The organism is Acinetobacter sp. V2 (assembly GCF_001188385.1).
Classification (GTDB): Bacteria; Pseudomonadota; Gammaproteobacteria; order Pseudomonadales; family Moraxellaceae; genus Acinetobacter; species Acinetobacter oleivorans.
The window spans coordinates 1,851,680-1,874,339 of sequence record NZ_JZFB01000001.1; the positions used below are offsets into that span (position 1 = coordinate 1,851,680).

The following is a 22,660-nucleotide window of genomic DNA, read 5'->3' on the forward strand; positions in this document are numbered from 1 at the left end:
ACGAGCGCTATAATATAAATAAAAACTCAAGTTGGCAAACCTTTTATTTAACTTTTAATTCAAACGCTCAAAATAAATACAAATTAATTTAATTTTCTGGGTTTTCATTCTTTTCATAGCGAATTGTATTGATATACCAAAGCTTTTTTCCAGATGGCGTGTGTACTTCAATCTCATCATCGACTTCTTTGCCTAGCAGTGCACGAGCCATCGGCGATTCAATTGAGATATGCTGTGGGTGATGATCATAAATTTCATCGACCCCTACAATACGTAAAGTTTTTTGCTCGCCTTCTTCGTTTTCAATTTCTACCCAAGCGCCAAAGTAAACCTTACCGTCTTGCTCAGGTGCGTAATCAATGATTTTTAGTTCTTCTAAACGCTTTCCTAAATAACGCACTCGTCGATCAATTTTTCTAAGTAGCTGCTTATTGTATTGATAATCCGCATTTTCACTGCGGTCACCTAAGCTTGCAGCCCAATTCACTTTTTTTGTGATTTCCGGTCGTTCTTCATGCCAAAGTTGTTTTAATTCAGCAACTAATTTGTCATGTCCAGATCGAGTGATTAAGTTAGATTTCATGATTAAAAACCACTGTTCAACAACATATCGCTTACAAGATGTAGCATTTTATACCCTATTTTCTCATATCAGAAGTGTATAAATTTTCTTCCTTAAGAAATTCATGTGTTTATGATGATATATCGAATATTTAATTGTACGAAATTTGACAATACTTTTTTTCAATATTATGATGCGCGCAGATTAAATGTTGAGCAAATTTTAACCTTCTAGAAAACTATGTAGATTTTCTACACAGTTTGTTTTTTTCATTTCATGTCATTTTGAATGACGTCATGACTGCCCACCCCTTATTGAATTTATCAACTTTTAGAAGTTATGGCAGCTTTTTGTCTAACTTTTGGGGCATAAATTACCTGTAGCGGAGACAACATGCACAGTAATTCAAGTTCAGGGTCGAGGCTTTGCCTTAACTCTTTATTTTCTTCTCTCCCGTTAAAAGCACTTGCACTCAGTACTATGCTTTTTCCATTTCATAGTATTAATGCAGGAAAAACCCTACAGTACAATACTGTAGTAAATACAAACACTTTAACTGTTGTTGCGGTAGAAAGCCCGACAACCGTTTTCAAAGAAGATCAGTTTTTACATGGTTTTGGTTACGACTTAGCCCGTAACTATGCACAAAGCCTTAATGTAAAGCTGGACTTTAAAATCGTGGCAGACAATGCCACTGCACTTAGATGGGTTCAGCAAGGTAAAGCAAATTTTGCGATGACGACTGCTGGTTTAAGTACCATCGAGAACAAAGGTTTGATGTCTTTTTCTGCAAGTTGTGGTGACACAGTCGATTTGCAAAAAAATGGTTTAAATCCTGAGTTAAGCTGGGTGTTTAAACAAGCTGATGACCCCCTCACCCAGACCGCTAGTGGCTTTGTATGCCAAAGTAAGCAAAATGGTGTGACTCAGCAACTTGCTTCTTTTTATAATCGTAATGTGGTGAAACCAGAAGCTTGGTCAACCATTCAACGTGACTTAACGACGCGTTTACCGATTTATAAAGCGAGCTTTAAACAAAGTGCAGCTAAATACGATCTCGACTGGCATTTACTTGCCGCAATTGGTTATCAAGAATCATATTTAAAGCCAGAATCTGTTTCTCCCACAGGTGTTCGTGGCTTAATGATGCTGACCAATAGCACTGCTCGGGCAATGGGTGTGAGCAATCGTAGTGATCCAGCTCAAAGCATTCAAGGTGGCGCGAAGTATTACGACCAGATGTTAAGTGAATATGATGATATTCCTTTCCCTGATCGCAACTGGTATGCGCTGGTGGCCTATAATATGGGACCAGGTGCGGTAAACCAGATTCAGAAGCGCTTGCAAGCACAAGGGAAAGATCCAAACCAATGGGTTAATCTCTACAATTATTTGCAAAGTAATAAAGCGCGTAATGGTCGATATAAGCAAGCGGTTCAATATGTCACTCGTATTCGTGCTTATCTTGAACATATCAAAACAGCGCAAACACGAATCAATATCTAATTTTATTATTTAAAAGTTGATAAATTCTTTGTTTGTGTGAATAAAAAGCTTACCTCTTGGGGTAAGCTTTTTATATGAATTCTTTTAGATTTAAGCTGTATGCTCTAATACTTTCTTAAACAAATCTTTTTGTTCTTGGCTTGGCTTAGCTGTTTGTAAAGCCATTAATTGAGACATATCGCCTTGAACTTTAATTTTACCAGTCATGAATGCCTGCATAGCAGCAGCCATATCAAACTCTAAGAATACTTTACGTAAAGTTTCAGCATCCATATTTAAAGTTGTTTTGGCATTTGAAGACAAACCTTTTTGGATTTTACCCCCATCTAAAGCTAATTCGGTATTTCCAGAAGCATCTGTAACTACTAAATTAATTGCCAAATTCGCAAGAGCAGGTGGCAAATTAAGATCCCCTGCTTCAGCAGTTAATTTTTCGACAGTAGCAAACCAATCTTCAGTTAAAAATGCAGGCATGATTCTTCCTCAAATTTATTTGTTCAATTTCTCTAGTTGTCTATCCAGACAACATCATGTGAAGCAATTCTGCTTGAGCGTTGTTATAGCATGTAATTTAAATTTAGGGCTATGACTTTTTGTACGGAACATTCATTTTTTAGTATTTTGATACATTAAAGGCACTTGTTTATAAAGTGCCTTTAACATTGTCTATGTCTAGCGTTTATTCAGCAGCAAAGCTTAAGTTCACGACATCTAAACGGTTTTTAAGCTCTTCCGGATCTTTAAAATCTAACTCGCGCTGAGAATCTAAAGCTTCGAAATCGAACAATTCACGGTCCGCTAACTGAGACGGTGATACGTTTTGTAACGCACCGAAAATACTGTGTAAGCGTTTCGGATATTGTTTATCCCAGTCACGTAGCATTTCATTGAGCATGGCACGCTGTAAGTTTTCCTGCGAACCACAAAGGTTACATGGAATGATTGGGAACTGACGTAACTCGGCATATTTGATAATGTCTTTTTCTTCAACATATGCCAATGGACGAATCAGAATATTCTTCTTGTCCGATGATAAAAGCTTTGGAGGCATCGCCTTTAAACTTCCGCCATGAAACAGGTTTAAGAAGAACGTTGCAAGAATATCATCGCGGTGATGTCCTAAAGCAACTTTAGTCGCACCAATTTCTTGTGCAAAACCATACAATGAACCACGGCGTAAACGTGAACATACTGCACAGTAGGTTTTACCTTCCGGTGTTAAACGTTTAGTAATCGTATAGGTGTCTTTTTCTAAAATGTAATATGGAATGTTATTTTCTTCCATATAACGAGGTAAGACATCTTCAGGAAAGCCGGGTTGCTTTTGGTCAAGGTTAACCGCAACAACATCAAAATTGATTGGTGCAATACGTTTAAACTGCAACATGATATCGAGCAAGGTATAACTGTCTTTACCACCAGACACACACACCATGACCTTATCGCCCTCTTCAATCATATTGAAGTCACGAATAGCATGCCCAACTTGACGGCGAAGCTTCTTGAGCAAACGGTAATAGGCCGAGCTTGTTGGAAGTTCAGGCTTAAAATTAAATCCCTGATTGGACTCAACTGGCGCGTACATAGACGAGATATACCCATAAATAAAAATACCGCGCAATTTTATATGATTCAGAAGAGAATCGCATCAAAAGAATAGTTTCAATTCTTGAAGTCGTCACATTGCTCATGCATGATGCAAAAGTGATGCTCTATTTTTGACTGAAGCGTTCAAAAAATGTGCAAAATGCTTACTTTTTGGACTTTTCCACAGTTTTCCACAAAACCTGTGGATAAAATTGTGGATTTCTTCGTACTTGACAAACTGTTTTGACCTTCTGTTAAGGGTTTTATTTAAATTGATCATTTTTTAACCAATGTTTTTTACCCTTTAATATCAACATGTTATTCAAGTCAATAGAATCATTTTAAAAATAATTTTTAATTTTTTTTGATGAGCATTCGAACAAAACAGCTTGATTTTTTGAAAGAGTCGAAATAAAAAAAATTACACAAAACTTCTTTAAGTAATATTTTTTGATAAACTCTTTGACAAGTTTTAAATACCTTAAAATTGTGAATAACATAAAATGAAAAATTCGGTTCAATTTCTTATTTCTTGTTTGCTGGGGATGACCACTTTTACGGTCGGCATAACTTCGAGTTCAGCAGGCCAAATGTATATTTACCAAGATAAAAATGGTAGTACATTGATCACCAACCAAAAAAGTTATGATCACTCACTTAAAAAAGTAAAAGTGACCTATTACCCTGATAGTAATATTCATAGTTATAAGAACTGGGGAGCGTCAGAGGCCTCTGTTCTGCCAAGCTACAATAAAAATAAAAATGCTTTTGACCATATTATTAAACAAGCTGCTCTACAACATGGTGTATCTGAAGGGTTGATTAAGGCTGTCATGCATACCGAGTCAGGATTTAATGTCAATGCCCGCTCTCCAGTCGGAGCGCAAGGTCTTATGCAGCTCATGCCTGCGACTGCACGTCGATTTAACGTGACCAATGCCTTTGATGCTCAGCAAAATATTTTTGCAGGTGCAAAATATTTAAGCTGGTTACTCAAACGTTTTGGTGGCAATACCCAAATGGCATTGGCGGCTTACAATGCAGGTGAAGGTAATGTTGATAAATACGGCGGGATCCCACCTTTTCGTGAAACACAAGATTACGTGCGCCGTGTAACCAGCCGATATCAAAATTTGTATGCGTCAGGTGTAGGTGTAGGTTCTTCAATTTTGGATTCAAGTAGTAACAATACTATTACTTTAGCAAATGATACATCATTGATAAAAAATCAAACTAAGCCAACACCAATACCCCATAATAATCGTGCGATTATTCAACAAGGAAATAGTTTTAGCTATGCACAAAATAAGACTTATTCTACAGATAAAGCAATTGCATCTGCAAATATCTCATTCAATTAGGAATAATGAAATATAAAATATGATCAATTAAAATGTACATATTCGTATAATATATTTTAATTGATCATATTTAAGAAGCTTAACTTAAAATTAAGCTTCTTAAAATATTAATTAGAATCAATAAAAGCTCCATCTGCTAATTGAATTATTTTTCTTTTATTTTTTAATTTTTCATTCTCATCATATTCTTGTGAAGTACTAATCTTATCACTTCCATTACTAATTATAGTGCTTTGAGAAGCATTCTTTCTTTGACGTATGTTAAACTCAATCTCCTTTTCAGCCTCTTCTAAGTCATATAAATCCTTTTTTAATGAATTTACTTCTTGTTCTTTTTCTTCAATTGCCTGTTTTTCCCATTTTTTTAATGTTGCGGTGCTAAAAACTTTTCTTGTAATAGGAACAACTTCCGAAACACATCGATAGTGATATTCTTTTCTTGTATTCTTAGGATAAATGTAATTAGGATTTAATCGATTCATTGAACTTTTTTTAAATTCTGCTATATGAAGACTTCCTTCACTAATACAATCATCATATGTATTATAAGTATAATCAGTATTATATGGAGTATTAGAAATTAGACCTTTTCCTTCATATAAGGAAAAAATAACATAACCTGTAAAACCAATTTCTTTTGAGGTTACTTCTGGCATAAGTAATGCTGGTTTTGGTTTACCTGCTTTTACCCAATTTTTATATTCTCTTTCAAACTCTAGTTCGTTTTTTTTATAAAAAACTAATTGATTGTTAGTTAACTTCGCTTGAACTAGTTTCATAGATGGATTTTGACTTTTTTTACTTGTTAACATAGTACTTCCATCTAAATTTTCATAGACATACATAACCCCTGGCATAGCATTTATAGGAAATAAAGCTACAAATGTAAATAAAATCAATTTTTTCATTATTGATAGTATTCCTATTGATAATTATCGAAATTAATTATTTTTGAATATCTATCCTATTTTATTGATAGTAATAAAAAAAACAAGATTAATATGATCTATATATTATATTTCTACGTTTTATCAGATATATTTCTTTCGGTAAGTTCTTATCTAATGAACTTAACTTAAACTCCAGCTCCAGCTCCTAAACATTCCAATTCTCGTCAAATTGTGACTTTATCTAATGGAACATTTACTGATGCGCCTACAGGTACTTATGTCACAAACAATGCCACAGCAATTGCACATATTCGAATAGAGTAAGAACGTTTACTGACGGTTTATTCCGTCAAGTTTATGTGCTTTAAATTGTAATGATCTATTACCTGATCCTTACCATTTAGGCGAATTTAGCCAATTATTCTTTAAATTTCGGTACATTCTACTTCGTGAAAGAATGTATCAATTCCTTATTTTTATCTTGAATTTTTCCCCTAAGCCCCGCATATTAGCTGCATGATTTAAAATTTGTAAATCAGATAACATTTTATTTATAAGAGGATTTTCTCAATGATGCGGATTGGTTTGTTTTTGCTTACCAACCTCGCGGTACTGGTTGTAGCTGGCATTATTTTGTCACTCTTCGGTGTCGGTAGTTACCATGGCGCGGGTGGCTTGAATCTAGGCAACCTTTTAGTGATCTGTTTTGTGTTTGGTATGGTGGGATCTTTAATCTCGTTATTCATGTCAAAATGGATGGCTAAGAAAACGACCGGTACAGAACTGATCGACCCGAATGCTCCTCGTAACCAAGCTGAAAGCTGGTTATTGCAAACAGTCGCTGAACTTTCTCAACGTGCTGGTATTAATATGCCAGAGGTTGGTATTTTTCCATCATATCAATCCAATGCCTTTGCAACAGGCTGGAATAAGAATGATGCCTTAGTTGCCGTTTCATCTGGTCTACTTGAACGTATGAACAAAGATGAGCTACGTGCTGTGCTTGCGCACGAGATTGGTCACGTTGCGAATGGTGACATGGTTACCCTAGCACTCATCCAAGGTGTCGTGAACGCCTTTGTTATGTTCTTTGCTCGCGTAGTCGGTGATTTTATCGACCGTAATGTTTTTGGTCGTCAAGATGATCAAGCCCCAGGTATGGGTTATTTCCTTATTACCATGGTATTAGATATCGTCTTTGGTATTCTCGCTTCTGCGATTGTGATGTGGTTCTCTCGTTATCGTGAATACCGTGCTGATGAAGCAGGTGCACGTTTAGCAGGTAAACAAGCAATGATTTCTGCATTATTACGTCTACAAGCTGAGACAGAATTGCCAGATCAAATGCCAAAAGAAATGAAAGCTTTCGCGATTGCGGAAGGTAAAGAACAAGGCTTTAGCTTAGCTGCTTTGTTCCAAACCCACCCAACAATTAAACAACGTGTGGCAGCTTTACATCAATTAGATTGCCCATAAAACGTTTAACGTGAAGAAATAAAGCCTCCAACTGGAGGCTTTATTTTTATTACATAGTTTGATAGAGACCCCAAAGATAACTTGCACCCCACCAAACAGCGAAACCAATTAAAAGTAGTACAAACGCGCCTAATAAATCGGGTATATGCAACCATAACCAACTCACCACAGGATTACGCCAGAAAGCTGAGTGCTGCTGCTTCTTTTCGAGTTTTTCATGCAAATATGGATGAACAACATGAATATCACTTTGAATCGCATATTCTTCGCGTATGTGCGTATGAACCACATCTAATGCTTTTCTACTAGGGCGTATAAAAATATCAAAAATAGTCCCAGCAACTGGAACAAAACCCACTACAGCATCTACAACTGCCAATTTGATAACTGGAGTTAACTTGTGTTGTGGTACACCAATCTGTTTGGCTTTATAAATCGCATAACACGTCAGCACTAAACCTGCGACATCACCGGCAATCGGAATCGTGCTCAGTGCAGCATCGGCTCCAATGCCCTGCTTTGTAAAAGGAATACGCACTGCGCTGTCCATCATGGTGGCAAACTTGGCAAGGTCTCGTTCTAGTGCGATGACCTGCTGCTCTGTTAATTTTTTTTCTTGAGGCATCTAAATCAAATATATGAAGAGAAGTTAAACTTAATATACTTGATTTAATGCCTCTTTTTAAATTGTTTACTTTTAACTAGATGCTTTCGTTCTAAATAGTGAACGCAATAACACATACATAACTGGAATAAAGAATAAAACCAGCACCGTACCAAACATCACGCCACCTAGAATACTAATACCGATTTCTTGACGGCTCACAGCCCCAGCACCTTGAGCAAACACGAGAGGAATCACACCTGCACCAAAAGCTAAAGATGTCATTAAAATCGGTCTTAGACGCAAGCTAGCGCCCTCTAAAGCCGCCTGAATGGCATTCTTACCCTTTTCTTGAGCCAAGGCTGCAAACTCAACAATTAAAATTGCGTTTTTACATGACAGACCAATTGTGGTTAACAGTGCAATCTGGAAATACACATCATTTGGTAGTCCGAAAATATAAGAGAAAATGACACTTCCTCCGACACCTAGCGGAATAGAGGTCATCACAGCGGCTGGAATGCTCAAGCTTTCATATAGAGCAGCTAAGCATAAGAAAATAAAGCCTGCCGAAATTAAATATAACCAGACGGCCTGATTTGTCGACTTCTGTTCTTCAAAAGATAAACCTGTCCAAGCTAAACCGACATCTTTTTGCTGATTCACAAGTTGTTCAACATCTTTCATTGCCTGACCTGAACTGCTGCCACTCGCAACGTCTGCCTGTAACTGCAAGGCGCTATAACCCATATAGCGTTTTACAATTTCAGGAGCACCGCCCCAGCTAAAGTTAGCAAATGAACTAAAAGGCACCATTTCATTTTGGTTGTTACGCACAGACCAGTTATATAAATCTTCAGGTTTCGATCTGAACTCGGCATCACCTTGAATCATGACACGCTTAATACGACCACGGTCAATAAAGTCATTTACATATGTTCCGCCCCACGCACTCGACAAAGTATTGTTAATTGCAGGGAGTTCTAAACCATTTGCTAATGCTTGTTTCTGATCAATTTTGATATTGAGATTTGCTTTACTATTGGTTGATTGCTTATCAAAATTTTCAAAAGTTGAATAATTTTTACTTTGAGTTTGCAACTGAAGGAAAGTGTTATCTAGAAAATCTTGTCCTTGCCCATTTAAATCTTGAATCCATAAATCCATACCATCGGTTTGACCTAAACCATTTACCGAAGGTGGTAAAGTCACATTAATTTGAGCATTATTTAATTGACTAAAATATTTCATTGCCCGCTTTTGTATAGCATCCGCTGAGTTTTCTTTTCCAGTACGCGCATCCCATGGTTTTAAAGCAATGAACCCTTGTGCTAAATTTTGCCCTGTACCCGAATTGTTTCGACCATAGCGAATTAAGACTAAATCCACATTTTTGTCTTCTTGAGTTAAGAAATATTGACGAACTTGTTCACCAATTTTCTGACTTTGAGAAATCGGGGCACTATCAACAAGCTTAATTTGAACGCTTAAAATCCCTTGATCTTCTTTAGGAATAAATCCACTTTTTAAACCACTATAGAACAGTGCAAAAACAGCAATCAAAGCCACAAAAATCACAACAACCGACTTACTGTAGCGAATGCTTGTTTGAACGATCTTGATATATTGATTTTTAAGTTGATCAATCTTTTGGTTAAACCAAACTGCCCAACGCATAGGCTGAGGATTAGGCTTTAAAATTAAAGCACACAATGCGGGTGTCAGCACTAATGCAACAACAAGCGATAACGCCATAGCGGCAACTAAGGTAATGGAAAACTGGCGATAAATCACCCCAATTGAGCCACCTAAAAAAGACATTGGAATAAAAACAGCAGTTAATACCAATGTAATACCAATTAAAGCACCACTAATTTCGCCCATTGACTCTATAGCTGCTTCTTTGGGTGTTAAGTGCTGTTCATGCATGAGCCGTTCAACGTTTTCTACGACTACAATTGCATCATCCACTAACAAGCCAATAGCGAGTACTAGTGCAAATAAGGTTAAGGTGTTAATGCTAAAACCGAGCACATATAAAACAGCAAAAGTTCCTAAAATAACAACCGGAACGGTAATACTCGGAATGAGTGTCGCGCGCCAGCTTTGCAAAAATAGGAACATTACCAAAATAACTAAAATAATCGCTTCAATAAGGGTCTTTACAACTTCCTTAATCGACTCTTGAACAAACGGCGTGTTATCTCGTGGATAAACAATTTTATAACCCGCAGGTAATTTAGTTGTAAGTTGATCTAAAGTTTGATGGATGAGTTTAGAGGTCTGAATGGCATTTGCACCCGAAGACAGTGAAATACCTAAACCTGCGGCAGGATAACCATTAATGGTGTTAAAAGACTGATAGTTTTCTGCGCCCAACTCAACTCTAGCAATATCTTTTAAATAGACATAGCTCGCTGTTTGGTTTGATTTCACTACAATATTTTTAAAATCTTCGACTGTTTTTAGTCGAGAACCAGCTGTAACTTTAGTATTTAAATATTGCCCATCAATAACAGGTAAATCACCAATTGCACCCGCAGCCACTTGGGTATTTTGAGCAGTGATTGCACTGGCAACATCACTTGGCATTAAATTATATTGTTTTAATTTATCAGGATTTAACCAGATTCGCATTGCATATTGCGAACCGAAAACATCAGACTCACCCACCCCTTCAATACGGTTCAGGTTATCGACCACGTGTGTCGTTAAATAGTCTGATAGCTCAATATTCCCCGCTTTACCAGTCGAGTCATATAAACCCACCACCATAAAAGTATCACCCAGAGACTTACTTACCGTCACCCCTTGACGTTGTACTTCATCTGGTAAACGTCTTATAACGCCACTAATACTATTTTGTACTTGTACCTGTGCTGTATCTGGATTTGTTCCATTATCAAAACTGATCGTAATTCGGCTACGTCCCGACGAGTCGCTGGTAGAGCTGAAATAAAGTAAGTGATCAATACCTTGTATTTGCTGTTCTAAAATCTGAGTAACACTTTGCTCAACCGTTTGTGCATCTGCCCCACTATAACTTGCCGATACTGTAATTTTTGGAGGTGCAATATCGGGATAGCGTTCTACTGGCAAATTCAGAACCGAGAAAATACCAAATGCCATAACAATAATTGCAAGTACACTGGCAAAAATAGGGCGCTGAATAAAAAATTTAGATAGCATGGCTGCTCAGAATTAAGTCGTCAATTAACAGGTGGCAATACCGAATTCGGCATCTTGATCATCAACGAGCGATATATAAAAGACAAGTAGAATTAACACAATAAATGCAATTAGGACAAAAACAAAGCAGGAATGGCTATTTCCTACAAACCCATAAAGAAGGTTTTAACAAGTGTCACTGAAAATTCATGAATTCTTCATGATCACGTCAAAATCAATAAGCAGACTAGAGCCGTTTCAACTAAAACAATATGAGTAGAATTATGTTTAAAAGAGCAATTTTATGCTTAAGTTTAATTAGCTTGGTTGGTTGTAATGATGATGATAAAACCGAAAACACGCCAACTACACCAGAATATCAACTTCCTAAGATTTTAGTGATTGGGCACCGTGGCGCTAGCGCTTTACGCCCTGAACACACTCTAGCTTCATATCAAAAAGCCATTGACGATGGTGCCGATTTTATTGAACCGGATTTAGTGTCTACAAAAGATGGCGTGTTAGTTACTCGCCATGAAAATGAGATTGGTGGAACAACCAATGTAAGCACTTTAACTCAGTTTGCAGATCGTAAAACAACAAAAAATATTGATGGTAAAGACTTAACAGGTTGGTTTACAGAAGACTTCACTTTAAGTGAATTACAACAGCTTAAAGCTCGTGAACGTATTCCTGAGTTCCGACCTGCAAACACAGCCTATAATGACCTTTACCCTGTCCCGACTCTAGAACAAGTGATTGAGCTGGCTGAAGCAAATTATAAGAAAACGGGAAAAATTATTGGTTTATATATTGAAACCAAACATCCGACTTACTTTAAAAATCATAATCTGGCAATGGAAGATACCCTTCTTAAAACACTAGCCAAATATGAATATACACGTGATATTGCACCTGTCTATCTACAGTCTTTTGAAGTAAGTAATTTAAAATATTTGAAAGATCAGCTCGACCTTCATAAAACCATTAAACACGCACAAATCATTCAATTATATGATGCTAAAACCTCTCAACCAGCCGACTTCGTTGAATCTGGTGAAACTAAAACTTATGCAGATTTAGCCACAGCACAAAGCTTAAAAGACGTAGCTAAATATGCAAATGGTGTAGGACCAAGTAAAGGTTATATTCTAAACTTTAATGACAATGGTTCAGTTCAAACGACTTCGTTTATTTCTGATGCGCATAAAGCTGGCTTAAAAGTACATCCTTATACTTTCCGTCCAGAAAATAATTTCTTACCAACGCCTTTAAAATGCAGTCAAGATAAACCAGCTGAGCGCTGCCCAACTGGTGCTTTAAAAGAATTTGAAGCCTATTTCAAAGCGGGTGTTGATGGAGTCTTTACAGATGACCCAGCACTTGGCCGTGAAGCTGTTATTAATTATGAAAAAGCCGCAAAATAATTAAAGTTTTTAATAAAAAACAGGGCAATAAATGCCCTGTTTTTTTATTTCTCTACAACATTATCAAAATAAAGTGGGATCCACTGATATTGCTCAGCGTTTACTTTATAAACATGACCAATGCCTGGGAATGGTAAATGTGGTGCTGCGACCCATTGTTGTTTATTTGAAATTTCAGCGAACATTTTTAAACGGGTATTAATCGCCTGTTCAGAATTCACATCAAAATCCACACCAGTTTTTGGAGCATCAAACTGCAAAGAATGCGAGTGAACAATGTCTCCAACGAAAATGATTTGCTGATCATTACTTTTTAAGCGAAAGCTATGATGCCCAGGTGTATGACCGCGCGTATCGATCACTTCAAAACCTTGAATAACATCGCCATCTTTAAATGTCTTAAATGCTTTTTTTGCTTGATATGGAGCAAGAGCAGTTTTTATGTTTTTCACAGTACCTAAATAGTTTTGCTTTTTATCTGCTGGCACTGTTTTTTCAGAAGCTGGATTTAACCAATAATCAGCTTCGCGTTCATGCGCATATACAGTTGCATTTGGAAATACAGCCTTCCCATTTTGAGCAATTCCGCATACATGGTCTGGATGTAAATGTGTGAGCAACACTGTTTTTACATTAGTAAGTTGATAACCTGCCAATTCAATATTTTTTGCAATCGAACCCAGTTGTGGACCAAAACAACTTGCTGCACCACTATCGACAAGCGTTAAACTCTTACCATCATCTACTAAAAATGCATTGACCGAAGTTTGAATACCCTTCTCATTCACAGCAGCATATTTAGTTAATATTTTAGTTTTCTGAGCCTGATTTAAATTTTTAAACAAGTTAGGATTTAGATAAATCGTGCCATCAAGTAAAGACGTTACACGGTATTTTCCGAATTGATGCTTATAATATCCAGGTACTTGTTGAGTAGGAGTTTGCTCAGCATACGCAGCATGCATGCTACAAAATGCAAAACCCAAAGCTACACATAATTTTTTCATCTCTTCTTCTCTATTCAGTTATAAAGTCAAAATCTTTAAAAAAGATTTAATAATTTTTTAAGACCCAAATTATATAATGCATGAAATGTGTCAGAAATATAAGTAAATGAATAGCTATTCTCCTTATAAAGGTAAAACAGGCCTTAAGCGTATATTAAATGCAACCGGCTACTCGATTTCCGGATTTAAAGCAGCATATAAAAATGAAGCAGCTTTCCGTCAAATTGTTTTGATTAATCTTATTTTAATTCCAGTTAGTTTTTTTCTTGACGTAACCCGCAGTGAACACGTCTTACTCATTATTGTTTGTCTATTTGCAATGATCGTTGAACTGTTCAATTCGGCTATTGAAGCAGTCGTTGACCGAGTTTCTCTTGAAAAACATCAGCTTTCTAAAAATGCAAAAGATATGGGAAGTGCGGCTCAATTTGTTGCGCTTTCTATCATTGCTATTACATGGTTATTCATTTTATTAGGATAAAAAAAACCATGCTTATAAGTAAATAAGCATGGCTGTAACAAAGAGGAACTTCTAGCTGCTGTTCCTGTTTTTTAATATAAGTTATTGAACTTAACTATTTCTTAAAATCCCGTAAAATAAAAAATCCCTGTATAAACAGGGATTTTTTTAGTTCAAGCGTTGATGCGTTATTACATCATTCCGCCCATACCACCCATACCGCCCATATCTGGAACAGCTGGTTTATCTTCTGGAATGTCAGTAATCATACATTCTGTAGTTAACATTAAACCAGCTACAGAAGCAGCGTGTTCAAGTGCAGAACGAGTTACTTTAGCAGGGTCAAGAATACCCATTTCTAACATATCGCCATATTCGCCAGTTGCAGCGTTATAACCAAAGTTACCTTCACCGCCTTTAACTGCATTGATAACTACAGATGGCTCATCACCAGCGTTCGCAACAATTTGACGAAGTGGAGCTTCAATCGCGCGACGTAAAATATTGATACCCGCTGTTTGATCTTCGTTAGCACCTTTTAGGTTGTCTAATACATTTACAGCACGTACTAGCGCAACACCACCACCAGCAACTACACCTTCTTCAACTGCTGCACGAGTTGCATGAAGTGCGTCGTCTACGCGGTCTTTCTTCTCTTTCATTTCGACTTCAGTTGCCGCACCGATTTTAATTACAGCAACACCGCCTGCTAATTTAGCAACGCGTTCTTGTAATTTTTCACGGTCGTATTCTGAAGAAGATTCTTCAATTTGAGCACGGATTTGCTGAACACGCTCAGCAATAGCAGCAGCATCACCAGCACCATCAACAATTACAGTGTTTTCTTTAGAAACAGTGATCTTGTGTGCAGTACCTAAATCTTGAAGAGTTGCTTGTTCTAAAGACATACCAACTTCTTCAGAAATAACAGTTGCGCCAGTCAAGATTGCGATGTCTTGAAGCATTGCTTTACGACGGTCACCGAAACCAGGAGCTTTAACAGCACATACTTTGATAATACCGCGCATGTTGTTTACAACAAGTGTAGCAAGCGCTTCGCCTTCAACATCTTCAGCGATGATAAGAAGTGGTTTACCAGTTTTCGCAACTGCTTCTAAAACAGAAATCAATTCACGAATATTACCGATTTTTTTGTCAACAAGAAGAATGAACGGGTTTTCAAGCTCTGCTGTTAAAGTATCTTGCTTGTTTGCAAAGTACGGAGAGATATAACCACGGTCAAACTGCATACCTTCTACAACGTCTAAAGCGTCTTCGAAGCCAGAACCTTCTTCTACAGTGATTACACCTTCTTTACCTACTTTTTCCATCGCTTGAGCGATAAGTTTACCAACAGTAGTATCAGAGTTAGCAGAGATAGAACCAACTTGTTCGATCGCTTTAAAATCATCAGCAGGTTTTGCATTTGAACGGATATTTTCAACTACAGTTTTTACTGCGATATCGATACCACGTTTTAAATCCATTGGGTTCATACCTGCAGTTACAGATTTGATCCCTTCATTTAAAATTGCTTGAGCAAGTACAGTTGCAGTTGTAGTACCGTCACCAGCGATGTCATTAGTTTTGCTAGAAACTTCACGAACAAGTTGAGCACCCATGTTTTCAAACTTGTCTTTTAATGAAATTTCTTTAGCAACAGTTACGCCGTCTTTAGTGATGTGCGGAGCGCCGAAAGAACGGTCAATCACTACGTTACGACCTTTAGGGCCTAAAGTCACTTTAACAGCATCTGCAAGTACGTTTACGCCTGCAATCATTTTTGAGCGAGCTGAATCACCAAATTTTACGTCTTTAGCTGACATATTAAACTCCAAATCTTTTTAAATACTGAATCTGATAATGAATTGAGTTATGGATTGATTAGCCTTCCAACACAGCTAAAATGTCTGACTCTTTCATGATTAAGAGTTCTTCACCACTTACTTTCACTGTTGTACCTGCATAAGTACCAAACAATACTTTGTCACCAACTTTAACATCCAAAGCACGTACGCCATTCTCAGTGATTTGACCATTACCTACTGCAATTACTTCACCTTGAGATGGTTTTTCAGCAGCAGAACCTGGAAGTAAAATACCGCCAGCAGTTTTGGTTTCTTCTTCTACGCGACGAATTACAACGCGATCATGTAATGGACGAATGTTGCTCATAATTAACTCCATCAGACTAAGTCTTTTTGATTAATCGTTATTGCTTTAATCCAGAGCAATAACAAAATATTTAGATGTCACTTTTGTGGGGATGAAAAAAAAGGCTTCAAGGGGAAAATGAAAAAAAACTTATCTTTTTTGGTCATTTTTTAACAGGTTGTGAAGAGTTTTTATTAAAATTAAAGCACAAAATAAAAGAGGCTATTTTCATAGCCTCTTTTATAAAGATAAATATCAATGTTAAACAAAGAGTTGCTGGTTATTCAACAATTCATCTAATGTTGTATTTACCTGATTTAAAGTAATCAATGAAATACTACTAAACATTGTACCTTCACCATCTCGGTCAAGACTAATAGTCGTGTTTCCAGCATCTTGCTCTACAGTAATAAATTTAGCTAATGTGCTCACATCTTTAGAATAGTCAATTAATAGTTCACTTAAATCAATTTTATCTGCTTGAGCATTGGTTCTTACATCACCCAAAGTAAAATCTAACACCGTATCATGTCCATTTCCACCAGTCGCATCTTGGCTGTTTAGCAATTGGAACAAAATGGTATCGGCACCTTCATTAGTCATATACGTATCGTTACCTTCACGCCCATTCAAAACGTTATTACCAGAGTTACCTGTTAAAAGATTATCTAAAGCATTACCTGTTGCATTTAGATGGGCAGAACCAACCAGCTCCAAGTCTTCAACATAACGACCACTTTCTATATTTGTCGACCAATCAGAATATCCAACCAGACTATAACTCACAGAGCTAATTATTTTATCGTGTCCACCAAAATCCGTATCTTTAAGTTCAGAACCAACTATTTGTGTTTCCGAATAACCACTTTGAACCCAAACACTTTCGTAATGACTCGTATCTACCCAAGCCTCTTCATTATGACCATCAAACACATATTGTTGCTCATAATAACCTTGTTCAATCCATTGAGATTCATAGTGCCCATCTTGAACGAGTTGTTGTTCAAGATGTCCAACCTCTAGAGTATTAGGACCTGATAGTTCATATCCTGACTGCCATTGATTTAAATTATAATCATAGTACGTATTCACATATTGATTATACGAACCATCATCTGAATAGTAATTTATGCCATTTGAGTCCATGTAGACGTCTATTACGCCATCAACGACCCATGTATCTTGATAATAGCTTGTATCAATCCAAATATCTTGGGAGTAACTTGTGTCAATCCAAACATTTTCAAAATGGCTTGTATCTACCCATATATTATCAGTATAACCAGAAGCTACCCATTGCTCCTCATAATGACTTGTATCTATCCAGACATCCTGAAATACATTAACAGTAGCAACGCCATACTCTTGAACAAAATCACTTATATGATCAACTATATAAATATTATCTGTAGCATCACCTATAAACTGATCAACCGTGATCGTATGTAAGTCGCTAATCGCTTTGCTGATAGTTTCACTACGATTTCCTGCACGATCAATAACAGTAATATCAAATGATGTCGCATTCTCATACATATAAGTAGAGAAAGTTCCATCTGCCATGACCATAGTATTTGTTACAAAAGGTTCTTGATCAGCAAAATGATATGTAACTTCAAGAGTAGCCTTACTTTCTGCATGCCCCGTGAGCTCGTCCCATCCCTTCATAGCAAGCTGTGTGGCTACATTCGGTGCTGTTGTATCATTTATAGCAACAACCGTTGTACTCTCACTCTCATTTTGATTGGCATCAACTACTTTTACCGTCAATGTTTCACCATGCCAATATTGTGACCATAAGTATGTTGTGAAACTTCCATCATTTTTGACAGTAGTTTGACCAACTAAATTATTATCATCAAAAATATTAACAGTTGAATATGCTTCCGCTTGTCCCGAAAGTACATTTCCATCTTCTAAGACAAGCTGAGTTGCTGCATTTGGTGCGACGATGTCTATAGGTGCGGTAATTTCGGTGTAAGTGCTTAGATAGCCATTTTGTTCCACAACAATGCGTAAGGTCTGTCCACTCACCTGAGGTGAGTACAACTGGATATTAAAGTGTCCTGTTTCATCTACAGAACCACCACCAATATAATTAGTAGATACGTTAAAAACATGTACATAACTACTTGCTACAGCAGTTCCCTCAATAAACAAACCATTTTCAGAAACAACAACATGCTCTGCTGATGGAGGTGCATTAGTATCTGCATTAAAAGTAATATTCAATGGTGTACTTATATTTTTGGCTAAATCTATTACCGTGATAAATAATTGCTCTCCACGTAATATAGGTAGATAAATATTAGCATTGAAATATCCTAATTCATCCGATTGAGATTCTGCTCTTAAATTCCCATCCGCATCCATTACCTGAATGATTGCTTTTGAATCAGTGTGGCCTGAAATTCCCTGACCATCATTGTTAATTACCACCTCATCAATCACTGGAGCAATATTGTCTAAAGGCGCAATAATTTCAGAGATTGGGCTATATAGATTTGTATTTTGGTCATAAACTCGAACTTGTAATATCTGTCCCTTTAGATAATAGTCATTTAACTTAATAGCAAAACTACCATCTTCATTAACTATACTGCTCCATTCTCCATTAATGCTTTGACCATCCTCGGATGTAACAACAATCGTCATTCCTGCTGTCGCCTTACCTGTAAGAATATGGCCATTTACATCCAATTTTAGCTCTGTCGCAGCAATTGGTGAATTCGAAAATACAGGTACTAATTCATGAGCAACTTCACTTCGGTTGCCAGCAATATCTTTGACAACAATACTCAAATTTTGTGTTTGATATTGGCTCAGGTTGATCAATTGATAAAAGCGTCCATCATATCCAACATTAGCTATTGTGATAATTGCACCATATTGATCAATAATTTCAACAGTTGTATTTGGTTCAGCCTCACCAAAAAGCAATCCGTCTGACGTTAATGTAATATTTGCAGCAGCTGGCGGTGCGACATCATCAATTAAAGCATTTTGTTTAACCTCAATACTTCGGTTACCTGCTATATCTACAACGATGAAAGTTAATTCCTCTCCATGTAAATAGACTTGATTAAAATAACCTGACACATTACCAGCACCATCTACATAACCAGAACCTATCACCTCACCCGCAGCATTTTTGACTTCAATCCGAGTATTTACTTCTGCTTGCGCCGTAAAGTTTTGACCGTGTGAGTCGAGCACAATATTCTCAATCGGATTTGGTGCGATATCATCAATCAAAGCATTCTGCTTGACCTCTGTACTACGGTTCCCCGCTCGGTCAACGACAACAAAAGTGAGCTCTTCGCCATGTAAATAGACCTGATATAAGTAACCAGAAACATTACCCATGCTATCGGTTGAACCAGATCCTACAACCTCACCAACAGCATTTTTAACTTCGATTCGACTATCTGCTTCCGCTTGCGCTATAAAGTTTTGACCATTTTCATTTAGGATGATGTTTTCAATTGGATTTGGTGCAATATCATCAATCAAAGCATTTTGCTTAAATTCAACACTTTGATTACCTGCTTTATCTATAACGATAAAAGTGAGTTCCTCACCTTTTAAATAAACCTGATTGAAATAGCCTGTCACATTACCAGTGCTATCGACATAACCATAACCGACAAACTCACCCGCAGCATTTTTGACACCAATAAAACTATTGGCTTCTGCTTGTGCCGTAAAATTTTGCCCATTTTCGTCAAAGATGATGTTTTCAATTGGATCTGGCGTAATGGTATCCACCAAAGCATTGAACTTAAGTTCGACACTTTGATTGCCCATTCGATCTATGACAACGAAAGTTAATTCTTCTCCATGTAAATAAACTTGGTAGAAGTAACCTGTCACATTACCTGCGTTATCTGCAGAACCATGACCTATTAACGCACCCTCAGCATTTCTGACTTCTATATTACTATTTGCTTCTGCCTGCGCTATAAAGTTTTGACCGTTCGGATCAAGTACAATATTTTTAATCGGATTTGGCGCAATATCATCAAATGGAGCCTTAACTGAAACAACATCACTCACATTTCCAGCTCGATCTTTAATAATAACTGTGAATTCTTCACCATGTAAATTAGAGCTACCCAAGAAAATAGTGAATGTACCATCAGCATTTACACTCTGACTCCACGTATTCACCTGTTGACCATTCTGATCAAAAATCTGGATGAAGGTATTTGGCTCAGCTACACCAGAAAGGGATGAACCATCTTCACTAAACGTGAGATTACTTGCAGCCACAGGAGCAATATCATCAAGCGGTGCTTTTACAGTAACCCCACCACTCAAATTACCAGCCCGATCTACTACAACTACCTTTAACTCTTCGCCATGCAAGTAGTTACTGTATAAAGAGATGTTAAATGTTCCATCCCAATTAACATTATTATTCCACTGATTTACCAATTGACCATTCTGATCAAATATCTGAATCGTAGCATTGGGTTCTGCCATACCAGTTAGATATGAACCATCTTCGCTAAATACTAAATTAGTCGCATTTTCCGGTGCGGTATTATCAAGAAAGGCTGTTTGTTTTACTTCAACACTGCGATTACCAGCTTGATCAATCACAACAAAAGTAAGTTCCTCACCTTTTAAGTAAACTTGATTCAAGTAACCTGAGACATTACCAGCACTATCTACATAACCTGAACCTACAAGCTCACCTGCAGCATTTTTAACTTCAACTTGGCTATTCGCTTCAGCTTGCGCTGTAAAGTTTTGACCATTTTCATTGAAAATGATGTTTTCAATCGCGTTCGGAGCAATGTCATCAATCAAGGCATTCTGTTTGACCTCTGTACTGTGGTTCCCCGCTTTGTCAACTACAACAAAAGTGAGTTCTTCACCATGTAAATAGACCTGATAGAAGTAACCAGAAGCATTACCCATGCTATCGGTTGAACCAGATCCTATGACTTCACCAGCAGCATTTTTGACTTCAATTTGAGTGTTTGCTTCGGCCTGAGCTGTAAAGTTCTGTCCGTTCGCATCAAGTACAATATTTTCAATCGGATTTGGTGCACTATCATCAGTTAAAGCGTTTTGCTTGATCTCTGCACTGCGGTTACCAGCTCGGTCAACGACAATAAAAGTGAGTTCTTCTCCATGTAAATAGACTTGATATAAATAACCTGACACATTACCAGCGCCATCTACATAACCTGAACCTATGACCTCACCCGCAGCATTTTTGACTTCAATTTGAGTGTTTGCTTCTGCTTGCGCCGTAAAGTTTTGACCGTTTGAGTCGAATACAATATTTTCAATCGGATTTGGTGCAATCTCATCAATCAAAGCATTCTGCTTAACTTCTGTACTACGGTTACCCGCTCGGTCAACTACAACAAAAGTAAGCTCTTCGCCATGTAAATAGACCTGATACAAGTAACCAGAAACATTTCCTGTGCTATCTGCTGATCCATAACCAATAATGTCACCATTGGTATTTTTAATTTCAATCTGGCTATTTGCTTCAGCCTGAGCTGTAAAGCTCTGTCCATTGATATCTAATACAATATTTTCAATCCGATTTGGTGCGATATCATCAGTTAAAGCACTCTGCTTGACCTCTGCACTACGGTTACCCGCTCGGTCAACTACAACAAAAGTAAGTTCCTCACCATGTAAGTAAACTTGCGGGAAATAACCAAATACATTACCTAAGCTATCGGTATAACTAGTAGTAATCTTATTTCCAGCCTGATCTAATATTTCAATAGAGCTTCCAGCTTCTGCCTGAGCTGTAAAGCTTTGGCCATCTTCATTGAAGATGATATTTGCAATCGGATTTGGTGCAATGGTGTCAATTAAAGCATTTTGCTTAAATTCGATACTACGGTTACCAACTCGATCTATGACAACAAAAGTAAGTTCTTCACCATGTAAATAGATTTGATTGAAAAAGCCTGAGACATTACCAGCACTATCTGTAGAACCCCAACCCGTCTGATTACCTAATGAATCAAAAACTTCAATCTGACTATTCGCTTCTGCTTGTGCTGTAAAGTTTTGACCGTTTGCATCAAGTAAAATATTTTTAATTGGATCCGGTGCAATATCATCAAGTGGAGCATTTATTGAAACAGCTTCACTCACATTTCCGGCTTGGTCTTTAACGGTGACCGTAAATGCTTCTCCATGTAAATTATTGCTACCTAATAAAACAGTAAATGTACCGTCCGAGTTGACGGTATTATTCCATATATTCACTAGCTGACCATTATGATCAAAAACCTGAATCGTAGTATTCAGTTCTGCTACACCCGTAAGATATGAACCATCTTCTGAGAAAACTAAATTACTGGCTGGTGTAGGAGGAACTGTATCAGCCGTAATTACAGTATCGGTGCTTATTTGTCCACGAGCATCCTTAATTGATAAGAACAGCTGCTCACCATCAACAAGAGGGCGATCAAGTTGGA

The 22,660-nt window shown here is 37.2% G+C and carries 15 protein-coding genes and 1 pseudogene; 6 read left to right on the plus strand and 10 right to left on the minus strand.

Going from position 1 to position 22,660, the window contains the following annotated elements:
- Window positions 1–88 precede the first annotated feature (88 nt).
- A complete protein-coding gene (greB, locus tag UC75_RS08500; RefSeq protein ID WP_049837295.1) occupies window positions 89–583 on the minus strand; it encodes a transcription elongation factor GreB in 495 nt (164 codons plus the stop codon).
- A gap of 372 nt (window positions 584–955) precedes the next feature.
- On the opposite strand from greB, the gene UC75_RS08505 reads away from it, so the two are divergent.
- Complete coding sequence (locus UC75_RS08505; RefSeq protein WP_023274147.1) at window positions 956–2,068, plus strand: transglycosylase SLT domain-containing protein; 1,113 nt, start codon at window positions 956–958, stop codon at window positions 2,066–2,068.
- Between the two features lie 90 nt (window positions 2,069–2,158).
- On the opposite strand, the gene UC75_RS08510 is transcribed toward UC75_RS08505, so the two are convergent.
- A complete protein-coding gene (locus UC75_RS08510; RefSeq protein ID WP_002118641.1) occupies window positions 2,159–2,542 on the minus strand; it encodes an SCP2 sterol-binding domain-containing protein in 384 nt (127 codons plus the stop codon).
- 205 nt (window positions 2,543–2,747) lie between these two features.
- Window positions 2,748–3,653, minus strand: coding sequence for a tRNA 2-thiocytidine(32) synthetase TtcA (gene ttcA, locus UC75_RS08515; protein ID WP_005307874.1), 906 nt, complete (start codon window positions 3,651–3,653; stop codon window positions 2,748–2,750).
- Between the two features lie 505 nt (window positions 3,654–4,158).
- On the opposite strand from ttcA, the gene UC75_RS08520 reads away from it, so the two are divergent.
- Window positions 4,159–5,016: a lytic transglycosylase domain-containing protein gene (locus UC75_RS08520; RefSeq protein ID WP_049837296.1), complete on the plus strand. Its 858-nt coding sequence runs from the start codon at window positions 4,159–4,161 to the stop codon at window positions 5,014–5,016.
- A gap of 107 nt (window positions 5,017–5,123) precedes the next feature.
- Here the strand turns inward: UC75_RS08520 and UC75_RS08525 are convergent, their stop codons facing one another.
- Window positions 5,124–5,924 carry a hypothetical protein gene (locus UC75_RS08525; RefSeq protein WP_049837297.1) on the minus strand — a complete coding sequence of 267 codons (801 nt, stop codon included), beginning with the start codon at window positions 5,922–5,924 and terminating at the stop codon, window positions 5,124–5,126.
- Window positions 5,925–6,113: 189 nt separating this feature from the next.
- Here UC75_RS08525 and UC75_RS18760 point away from each other — a divergent pair.
- Window positions 6,114–6,230: pseudogene (locus UC75_RS18760) on the plus strand (lytic transglycosylase domain-containing protein); the annotation flags it as partial.
- A 246-nt stretch (window positions 6,231–6,476) separates the two neighbouring features.
- Entirely contained in the window at window positions 6,477–7,382 is a 906-nt protein-coding gene (gene htpX / locus UC75_RS08530) for a protease HtpX (protein WP_049837298.1), read from the plus strand.
- A 49-nt stretch (window positions 7,383–7,431) separates the two neighbouring features.
- Here htpX and UC75_RS08535 read toward each other — a convergent pair whose 3' ends face one another.
- Both UC75_RS08535 and UC75_RS08540 read right to left on the minus strand, forming a co-directional pair.
- Window positions 7,432–8,007 carry a DUF4112 domain-containing protein gene (locus UC75_RS08535; RefSeq protein WP_049837299.1) on the minus strand — a complete coding sequence of 192 codons (576 nt, stop codon included), beginning with the start codon at window positions 8,005–8,007 and terminating at the stop codon, window positions 7,432–7,434.
- 72 nt (window positions 8,008–8,079) lie between these two features.
- Complete coding sequence (locus UC75_RS08540; RefSeq protein WP_049837300.1) at window positions 8,080–11,175, minus strand: multidrug efflux RND transporter permease subunit; 3,096 nt, start codon at window positions 11,173–11,175, stop codon at window positions 8,080–8,082.
- A 263-nt stretch (window positions 11,176–11,438) separates the two neighbouring features.
- Between UC75_RS08540 and UC75_RS08545 the strand changes: the two genes are divergently transcribed.
- Window positions 11,439–12,581, plus strand: a complete 1,143-nt coding sequence (locus UC75_RS08545) for a glycerophosphodiester phosphodiesterase (RefSeq protein WP_049837301.1) — start codon at window positions 11,439–11,441, stop codon at window positions 12,579–12,581.
- A gap of 44 nt (window positions 12,582–12,625) precedes the next feature.
- On the opposite strand, the gene UC75_RS08550 is transcribed toward UC75_RS08545, so the two are convergent.
- A complete protein-coding gene (locus UC75_RS08550) occupies window positions 12,626–13,588 on the minus strand; it encodes an MBL fold metallo-hydrolase (protein ID WP_049837302.1) in 963 nt (320 codons plus the stop codon).
- Window positions 13,589–13,694: 106 nt separating this feature from the next.
- On the opposite strand from UC75_RS08550, the gene UC75_RS08555 reads away from it, so the two are divergent.
- Window positions 13,695–14,069 carry a diacylglycerol kinase gene (locus UC75_RS08555; RefSeq protein WP_016137277.1) on the plus strand — a complete coding sequence of 125 codons (375 nt, stop codon included), beginning with the start codon at window positions 13,695–13,697 and terminating at the stop codon, window positions 14,067–14,069.
- A 170-nt stretch (window positions 14,070–14,239) separates the two neighbouring features.
- Here UC75_RS08555 and groL read toward each other — a convergent pair whose 3' ends face one another.
- The 3 genes from groL to UC75_RS08570 form a co-directional block, all read right to left on the minus strand.
- On the minus strand, window positions 14,240–15,874 hold the full coding sequence (gene groL, locus UC75_RS08560) for a chaperonin GroEL (protein WP_049837303.1): 1,635 nt from the start codon (window positions 15,872–15,874) through the stop codon (window positions 14,240–14,242).
- Between the two features lie 58 nt (window positions 15,875–15,932).
- On the minus strand, window positions 15,933–16,223 hold the full coding sequence (locus UC75_RS08565; protein ID WP_002120604.1) for a co-chaperone GroES: 291 nt from the start codon (window positions 16,221–16,223) through the stop codon (window positions 15,933–15,935).
- Window positions 16,224–16,463: 240 nt separating this feature from the next.
- Window positions 16,464–22,660: Ig-like domain-containing protein (locus tag UC75_RS08570; RefSeq protein ID WP_228137183.1), on the minus strand; the 6,197-nt coding region annotated here is incomplete at its 5' end.